Origin of the sequence: Tannerella forsythia (assembly GCF_003860135.1) — a bacterium.
Classification (GTDB): domain Bacteria; phylum Bacteroidota; class Bacteroidia; order Bacteroidales; family Tannerellaceae; genus Tannerella; species Tannerella forsythia_A.
The window spans coordinates 72422-79576 of sequence record NZ_RQYN01000007.1 but is presented as its reverse complement, the minus strand read 5'-3'; the positions used below and the strand labels follow the sequence as shown (position 1 = coordinate 79576).

Sequence of the window (7155 nt, the reverse complement as noted above, 5' to 3'; positions counted from 1 at the left end):
CAAGAATATCCAATAATTATTCCATTTATTTTATTGACAAACAGTTTAATGAATATATTTTAAGGAGCAACTAAAGAGGGTGTGCCCAAACATTGCGTTTTGACACACCCTCTTGAAATTATCCGGCCTTGCTCTTTTCTCAGCTGGTAACGCCTATTCGAGATGACCTCGCTATGTGCGTTAAAGCGTATAACCTTCCGAATACGTTTTGTTGAACAGCCGGTTGGCTTCGGCTTCCGGATCGTTTACAAACTTTTCGGTTTCCGGATCCCATTGAATCGGACGTTTCATTTCGTAGGCGATATTTCCGAGGGTGCACACGGTGCATGAGCGATGGCCGATCTCTACCGGAACCACCGGATCGGTTTTCGTTTTTACGGCTTCGATGAAATTGGTAAGGTGCGGAATCTTTGTTTCGTAAGCTCCTTCGCTCTCTTCCGTTTTAGGTGGCAACAGACTGTCGTCCGACGCCAGGAAATGTTCTCTCGACACTTCAATCCAACCCTTGTCGCCCCAGAATTTCACTCCTTTCGTCTGTTTCTCGTTGAAAGGCTCTTCCGTCATGATTACACCGTTGGCGTATTTGTAGGTCAGGAATTTCGTGTCTTCGTATCCGGCCGGAATAATTTCAACGGGTCCGCTCTTGTCCATACCCAATCCCCATTGGGCAATGTCGAACATGTGAGCGCCCCAGTCGGTGGTAAATCCTCCGCCCAGTTCGCTGTACCAGCGCCAACCTCCCCAGAACTGTTCGTTCTGCTCGGGATCGAGCGAGATGGGCGGGTTAAGCTCGGCGTTGTAGTGTACGTATTCCGACGGACCCAGCCACAACGGCCAGTTCAGGTCGGCCGGAACAGGCTGTTCGGGCAAATCGTACGGTTTGGGAGGAGCGCCTACATAGGCATTCACCCGTTCTATTTTACCGATTTTACCCTCCTGAACCATCTTCACGGCATGTTGGAAATTAGGATCGGAACGTTGCTGACTGCCCACACCCAGAATCACCCCGTTTTCGCGGACGGCTTTTACCAACATTTTTCCTTCATGAATCGTAAAGGTGAGCGGTTTCTCCAGATAGATATGTTTTTTGGCCTTGCAGGCATCGATGGCCATAAAAGCATGCCAGTGATCGGGCGAGGCGATGACGACCGCGTCAATGTCCTCGCGTGCCAGCAAATCTTTGTAATTTTCGAATGCTTCCACCGCCACTTCTTCCTGCTGATTGGCGTAATGTTCTTTCACTCTCTTCAGGAAACGCTCTCTTTTCACCCCGTATACATCGGCACCGGCAACTACCCGCACGTCGGGAATGCTCATATATCCGTTCAACAGATACATGGCTTGTTGACCCAATCCGATGAATCCGATCCGGATAGATCCGTCATCGGTAGCTGTTTTTTTGTCCCGACACGATGTGATAAACTGAGGAAAAACAGCGATTCCCGCAGCTCCGAGAGCTGCCGTTTTCAAAAATTGTCTTCTTGTAAATCGATTACTCATGATGTTTAGATGTTGTTTGATATAACTTTTTTAAAACTTTGCGAAGTTAGTGAATAATTTCAACTGCGCAGCTTATAAAAAGAAAAATTCGATAGCCCGCTATGCTGTTTTTTGCGGGCTATCTTTTAGAGATGGAATGCTTTTCTCTATTACATTCCATAAAAGACTTTTCAAAGAGTTATAGAGAGCGATGTGAATGATCCGTTTACGGAATTTGCGGTTATTTCTTCAATCTCGTAAAGAGGTATAACAGATAAATCACGCCGACCATCAACACGGCGATTGCTCCTTGCTGTGAATGAAAGGCATCGGAAGCAACGCCCATCAGCAAAGGGAAAATCGTACCCCCAAAGAGTCCCATAATCATTAAGCCGGAAACTTCGTTTTTCTTTTGAGGCAAATAATTCAGAGCTTGTGCGAAAATGATGGGGAAAGGGTTTGAATTTCCCAAACCTATCAATGCGATACTGGCGTACAGCAACGGTTGCGTATCAAACATCAGAAGCCCTGTCATACCAATCAACATGAGAGTGATACTGACACCGAAAAATGTTTTTCCCGAAACGCTACGTAGCACGAAACTTCCCAACAAACATCCTGCTGTACGAAAGATAAAATATAAACTCGTGGCGAATGAAGCTGTATTAAGGGGCATGCCAAGACGCTCCATCAAAATCTTCGGCGCCGTTGTATTGGTTCCTACATCAATGCCTACATGGCATATGATACCGAGGAAAAGAAGCAGAATCATCGGTTTGCCGAGCAAAGACAAACATTCGACAAATCCGGATGCCCGACTCCCGGTTTCTTCCTCTTCAATCGGTGTGGCGCTTAACCATAAAATGGCAATGACCGCAATGACCATATAAACAGGAAACAGTACGCGCCAGCCTAATCCAAACTCAGGAATAGCTTGCATAGCTCCCCACGAGGCGATATACGGGGCCATAAATGACGCGATAGCTTTGATAAATTGTCCGAATGTCAGGCTGCTGGTCAGTTGTTTCTCTCCCGTGATAATGTTTGACAGCAGTGGGTTCAGTGATGTTTGCATTAAGGCATTACCGATACCCAGTAACGAGAACGAGATAAGCATCACGACAAATGAATTTCCGAAACCGGGAATGAGCAGTGATACGAAAGTGACGAGCAGACTCAGAAGAACCGTCTTTTTCCGTCCTATCTTGTTCATCAGCATTCCTGTAGGAACGGAGAAGAGCAGAAACCAGAAGAATACGAGTGAAGGAAAAATATTGGCTTTGGCATCGGTCAGGTTCAGGTCTTCTTTTACATAGTTCGATGCGATACCGACCAGATCAACGAATCCCATTGCAAAGAAACAAAGCATCAACGGGATAACTTTATATAAATTATGTTGTCGTTTCATAGCGATTTCTTTTTGAGTTATTTTCTATCATAGGGCGGCCATGCTCCTTCCCGCATACAGACGAAAGCGGCCGTGTCAACAGCTGTCCGGTGAGCCTCAGCCAGTGTTTTGCCTGTCAATACAGCATAGACGAATGCTCCGGAAAACGAATCGCCTGCACCGACCGTATCGACGACACGTACTTTCGGTGTTGTGATGGTTGACTGCTCATCTTTCGTGTAAATCGTACTGTATTCCGCACCGGCAGTCAAGATAACGCAGCGTAGTCCGTATCGCTGTAACAGCTCCCGGCAAGAGGCGTCGGTGTCGTGTTTCAATCCGAACATGGGCTGTAACACTCCAAGCTCCTCATCATTTATTTTAAACATGTCTGTCTGTTTAAGCAAAGTTTCGATCAATTCGGGTGAATAGTAATGCTGGCGCAGGTTGATATCGAAGAAGCGTATCGCTTCTTCCCGAACGAACGAGAGGAGCGCCATTAGTGTGGTGCGCGAATGCGGCGAGCGTTGTGCCAATGTCCCGAAGCAGACGGCATCGGCCCCTTTGACGATATGGATCGCCTCGTCCGTAAGCGGAATATGATCCCATGCTACATCCTCGATAATCGTATAGTTCGGGACACCGTTATTCAATTCCACCATCACGCTACCCGTCGGATACGGTACTCTGGCGATGCAGTGTTCGATACCGTTTTCTTCTAGTTTCTGCAATATTTCGGTGCCGAAAACATCGTTTCCTACGGCACTGATAGCATATCCTTCAGCTCCCATCTGTGTGGCGTGATATACAAAGTTGATGGGGGCGCCTCCCGCCCGTTTTCTTGTGGGAAATACGTCCCATAACAACTCGCCGATACCGGCAACGACTGGTTTATTTTTTTTCATCGTTTTGATTATTGAAATGTTTTACATAGATGATCATGCTTCGCTATCTCCAGATAGAATGTAACTCATTGACATGGAGATTAACGATCTCGATGTTTCCGTTTTCGGAAAATACTTCGATGAGGTCAAACGGATCGGACGGATAAAAGACATCGGTTGTCACAATGCGTCCTCCGGCTGTAAAAAACTCGACAGAAGCCACATCAATCAGCAGACGCCATTCGATAGTTGGCGTATGGACGATATACGGCGCAAAATGGATCGAGGCGAATTTATCGGAGAAGACCTCTCCCACGGCCTTTGTACGGTCGACATAAAACGCTTTCTTCATATTGTCATATCCGACGGCGATATATTCCCCTTGTTTGTTTTTCAAACGTATCCCGTAACGCGAAGCAAATCCCATTTGTGTGTTGTTTTTCTGGTCAAATGTGATTTTCATTTCAATCGGACAGGTGGCAAAGTCGAACATATCCGATAGGGCTACCGTTTCTTTTACCGTCAGATTTTCGCGTGAGACAGAGCGGCCGTAAAGTTTTTCGATTTCTTTGACCGGTTCGGAAGTGAGCAGATAGAGTGGACCGTCTTTGACAAGCCCCAGCTCTCGAGGAAATGTGGCAGCACCGCTCCATGTGATACACGGTTTCGATCCCGCATATTGCCAATTATTCATCCAGCCGATAAGGATACGGCGGTTGTCCGGCGCGTTAGACCATGTTACTCCGGCATAATTGTCTCGGCCATAGTCCATCCATAATGTTTGTTGTTGGTCGCTGACAAATCTCTTACCGTCGAAGTCGCCGACAAAATACTGGGTAGCCGATCCTCCGGAAGGGCCTCCCGGATTAATGTTAACGATCAATACCCATCGTGTTTCATCGCTGTCTTTGACTTTCAGCGGGAACAAGTCCGGACATTCCCATACCCCCTCATGACAACCGCGTCCATTCCCAAAATTACTCAGGTAGGTCCATTGTTTGCAGTCGGGCGATGCATAAAAACGGATTTCATCCCCACATGCCAGTGAGGCGATCCACTGATTCGTTTCTTCATGCCAGAATACTTTCGGATCACGAAAATCGCGGATCTGCGGGTTGGGAATAACCGGATTGTGCTCGTATTTCGTCCACGTACGTCCTTTGTCCGTGCTGTATGCTATGGCCTGTGACTCTACTTCTATTTCTTTGGCCTGTTCGATATCCGGATTGTGATAGGTGAAGAATGCGATCAGAGGAGGGTTTTCTTTGCTGCCGAAACCGGACGTATTGTTCCAGTCGACAACGGCGCTACCGGAAAAAATATATCCCAGACTATCCGGATAAAGGGCGATGGGAAGGTGTTCCCAATGTATCAGATCTTTGCTTACCGCATGTCCCCAGTGCATCGGCCCCCAGACCGATGCTTCCGGATAATACTGATAGAAAAAATGATATTCTCCTTGATAATAGACTAATCCATTCGGATCATTCATCCAATGTTCTTTCGGCGAAAAATGTATCTGCGGGCGATATTTCTCCCGAAAAGATAACGTATCTTGGTCGATGACCGTTTCCGCCCGATTATTTTTCGTACCTGTACAAGCCGTACATATTATGATCGCAGTTAATATCGTATGTAAATGTTTCATATCCGTATGATTTTAGAGGTGGTATCTTTACCAACCATAGTTTTGTTTGTATAATTTTTTGCTGAAGTTAATCTGATTTTTCGGAATGGGAAAATATTCGTCTTTGTTTTCAGTAAATTTAGCCTCATTCATATAAGTGCGTCGTTTTTTTTCGGTAGCAAAATAAGCATTGACTGTTTCTGCGGCAATGCCCCATCGTACGAGATCGAAGAAACGTACACCTTCTTGCGACAATTCCAGACGGCGCTCCCAACGCAAAGCTCGACGTGCGAAATCTTGTGTCCATGCCGGACAGTTTGTTCCGGGCTGATAGGTTGAAATCGAGAATAGACCGGTAGGATTTCCTGATTTATCGATTAGTTTCTGGGTGCTTTTACCTGCACGTTCACGCACGGTGTTGATGAGGGGGAGCGCTTCGTCCTGACGTCCCAGCTCGATCAATGCTTCCGCTTCCCATAGCATCACGTCGGCATAACGGATGATGTCACGATTTTTCGAGCTGGACATAAACGGACTGGCAAACGCGAAGCACGGGCAGTCAGGTAATACGACTTCTTTCATCGACATGAAACTGCCGTACGTATTCGGATCGCGTGTCCAGCTTGTCTCGAAGATAAAGTCGGGTTTATACTTATAAGGTGCTCCCGGAATAGCCACCGTATGATTCAGGCGCGGGTCGATGGGATGTTTCAATAAGTCGCCGGCGTCTTTGAGATCAAGATCGTTAAAGGTATCGAACAGTGGTAGCCCCTTATCGTCCGTACGGAATGCATTCACCATATTTTGCGAAGGACAGTGAAAACCGCAACAGCCATATTCGGGGTTCATCGGATAGTTTAACATGGCGCCCCAATCGAGTCTGCCACGCAGGGTACCGTCACTCAGCGAATGTTGTACGGCAAAGACCGACTCCGGCCCGTTTTCCGTTTCGCAAAGGAAATTGTCGGCAAAGTCCGGCGAAAGTTTGTATTTTCCAGACAGTTCTCGGCATAACGAGACGACTTCTTGCAGCTTCTCTTTATTCACTCCGATTACATGATGTTTCTCATCCTGCTCATAGGCGGCATATAGTAAGGCTTTGGCCAGGTAGGCCTGTGCCATTCCTTTGTTTGCCCGTCCGACTTCTTCGTTTTTATTCGGTAAGTTATTGAAAGCATACCGGAACTCGGCAATAATCAGTTCCCAGAGCTGTGCATCGGTATAGGCTACATTCGAGATTTTGATATAATCGTCCGTCAGGTCCTTTTCATTGATCCAAGGAATTTGCTTGAAGAGTATTTTCAATTCGAAATAGAAATGAGCACGTAAGAAGCGTACTTCGGCCTCTCGTATTTTTTTCTTGGGATATGCCTCTTCCGAAATATTGCCGATACGCAGTAAAGCATCGTTGGCACGCGCGATGGCAATGTATTCGGAATACCATTTCCGATCCAGATATTCATTATCGTCGCGGAGGTAGACGAACGTTTCGAAGAGATGGAAGTTGTGCATGTCTCCTGTGCCTGCTCCACCTTTGTAGGCATCGCCTGCTCGCAGATCGCCGTAGGGCCAGTAAGCATTCATGCCATCTTGATAATTGTCGTTTCCCAGCGAAGAATAGACACTGATGACCATTTTTTCGATGTTCTCCGCTATGTTTAAGGCTTCGGTGTCGGCTACGCCTTGCGGTGGGACTTCCAGAAAGGAGTCACAAGCCATCGTAAACAGTGACGTGACTGTAATCAGAATGAACTGTTTTGTTTTCATAATCATGATGA

5 protein-coding genes are annotated in these 7155 nt (G+C 46.7%); all 5 read right to left on the bottom strand.

The features are described 5' to 3' along the window. Nucleotides 1-180: 180 nt before the first annotated feature. The 5 genes from EII41_RS03510 to EII41_RS03490 all read right to left on the bottom strand — a co-directional run bounded on the left by EII41_RS03510 (nucleotide 181) and on the right by EII41_RS03490 (nucleotide 7150). Complete coding sequence (locus EII41_RS03510; RefSeq protein ID WP_124789443.1) at nucleotides 181-1500, bottom strand: Gfo/Idh/MocA family oxidoreductase; 1320 nt, start codon at nucleotides 1498-1500, stop codon at nucleotides 181-183. 220 nt (nucleotides 1501-1720) lie between these two features. After that, a complete protein-coding gene (locus EII41_RS03505) occupies nucleotides 1721-2887 on the bottom strand; it encodes an MFS transporter (RefSeq protein ID WP_124789442.1) in 1167 nt (388 codons plus the stop codon). 17 nt (nucleotides 2888-2904) lie between these two features. Further along, the gene (locus EII41_RS03500; RefSeq protein ID WP_124789441.1) at nucleotides 2905-3771 is read right to left on the bottom strand and encodes a carbohydrate kinase family protein; all 867 of its coding nucleotides are present in this window, start codon (nucleotides 3769-3771) and stop codon (nucleotides 2905-2907) included. A gap of 43 nt (nucleotides 3772-3814) precedes the next feature. Continuing rightward, nucleotides 3815-5398 carry a glycoside hydrolase family 32 protein gene (locus EII41_RS03495; protein WP_124789440.1) on the bottom strand — a complete coding sequence of 528 codons (1584 nt, stop codon included), beginning with the start codon at nucleotides 5396-5398 and terminating at the stop codon, nucleotides 3815-3817. Between the two features lie 27 nt (nucleotides 5399-5425). Next, a complete protein-coding gene (locus EII41_RS03490; RefSeq protein WP_260425465.1) occupies nucleotides 5426-7150 on the bottom strand; it encodes a RagB/SusD family nutrient uptake outer membrane protein in 1725 nt (574 codons plus the stop codon). Between the last annotated feature and the right edge of the window lie 5 nt (nucleotides 7151-7155).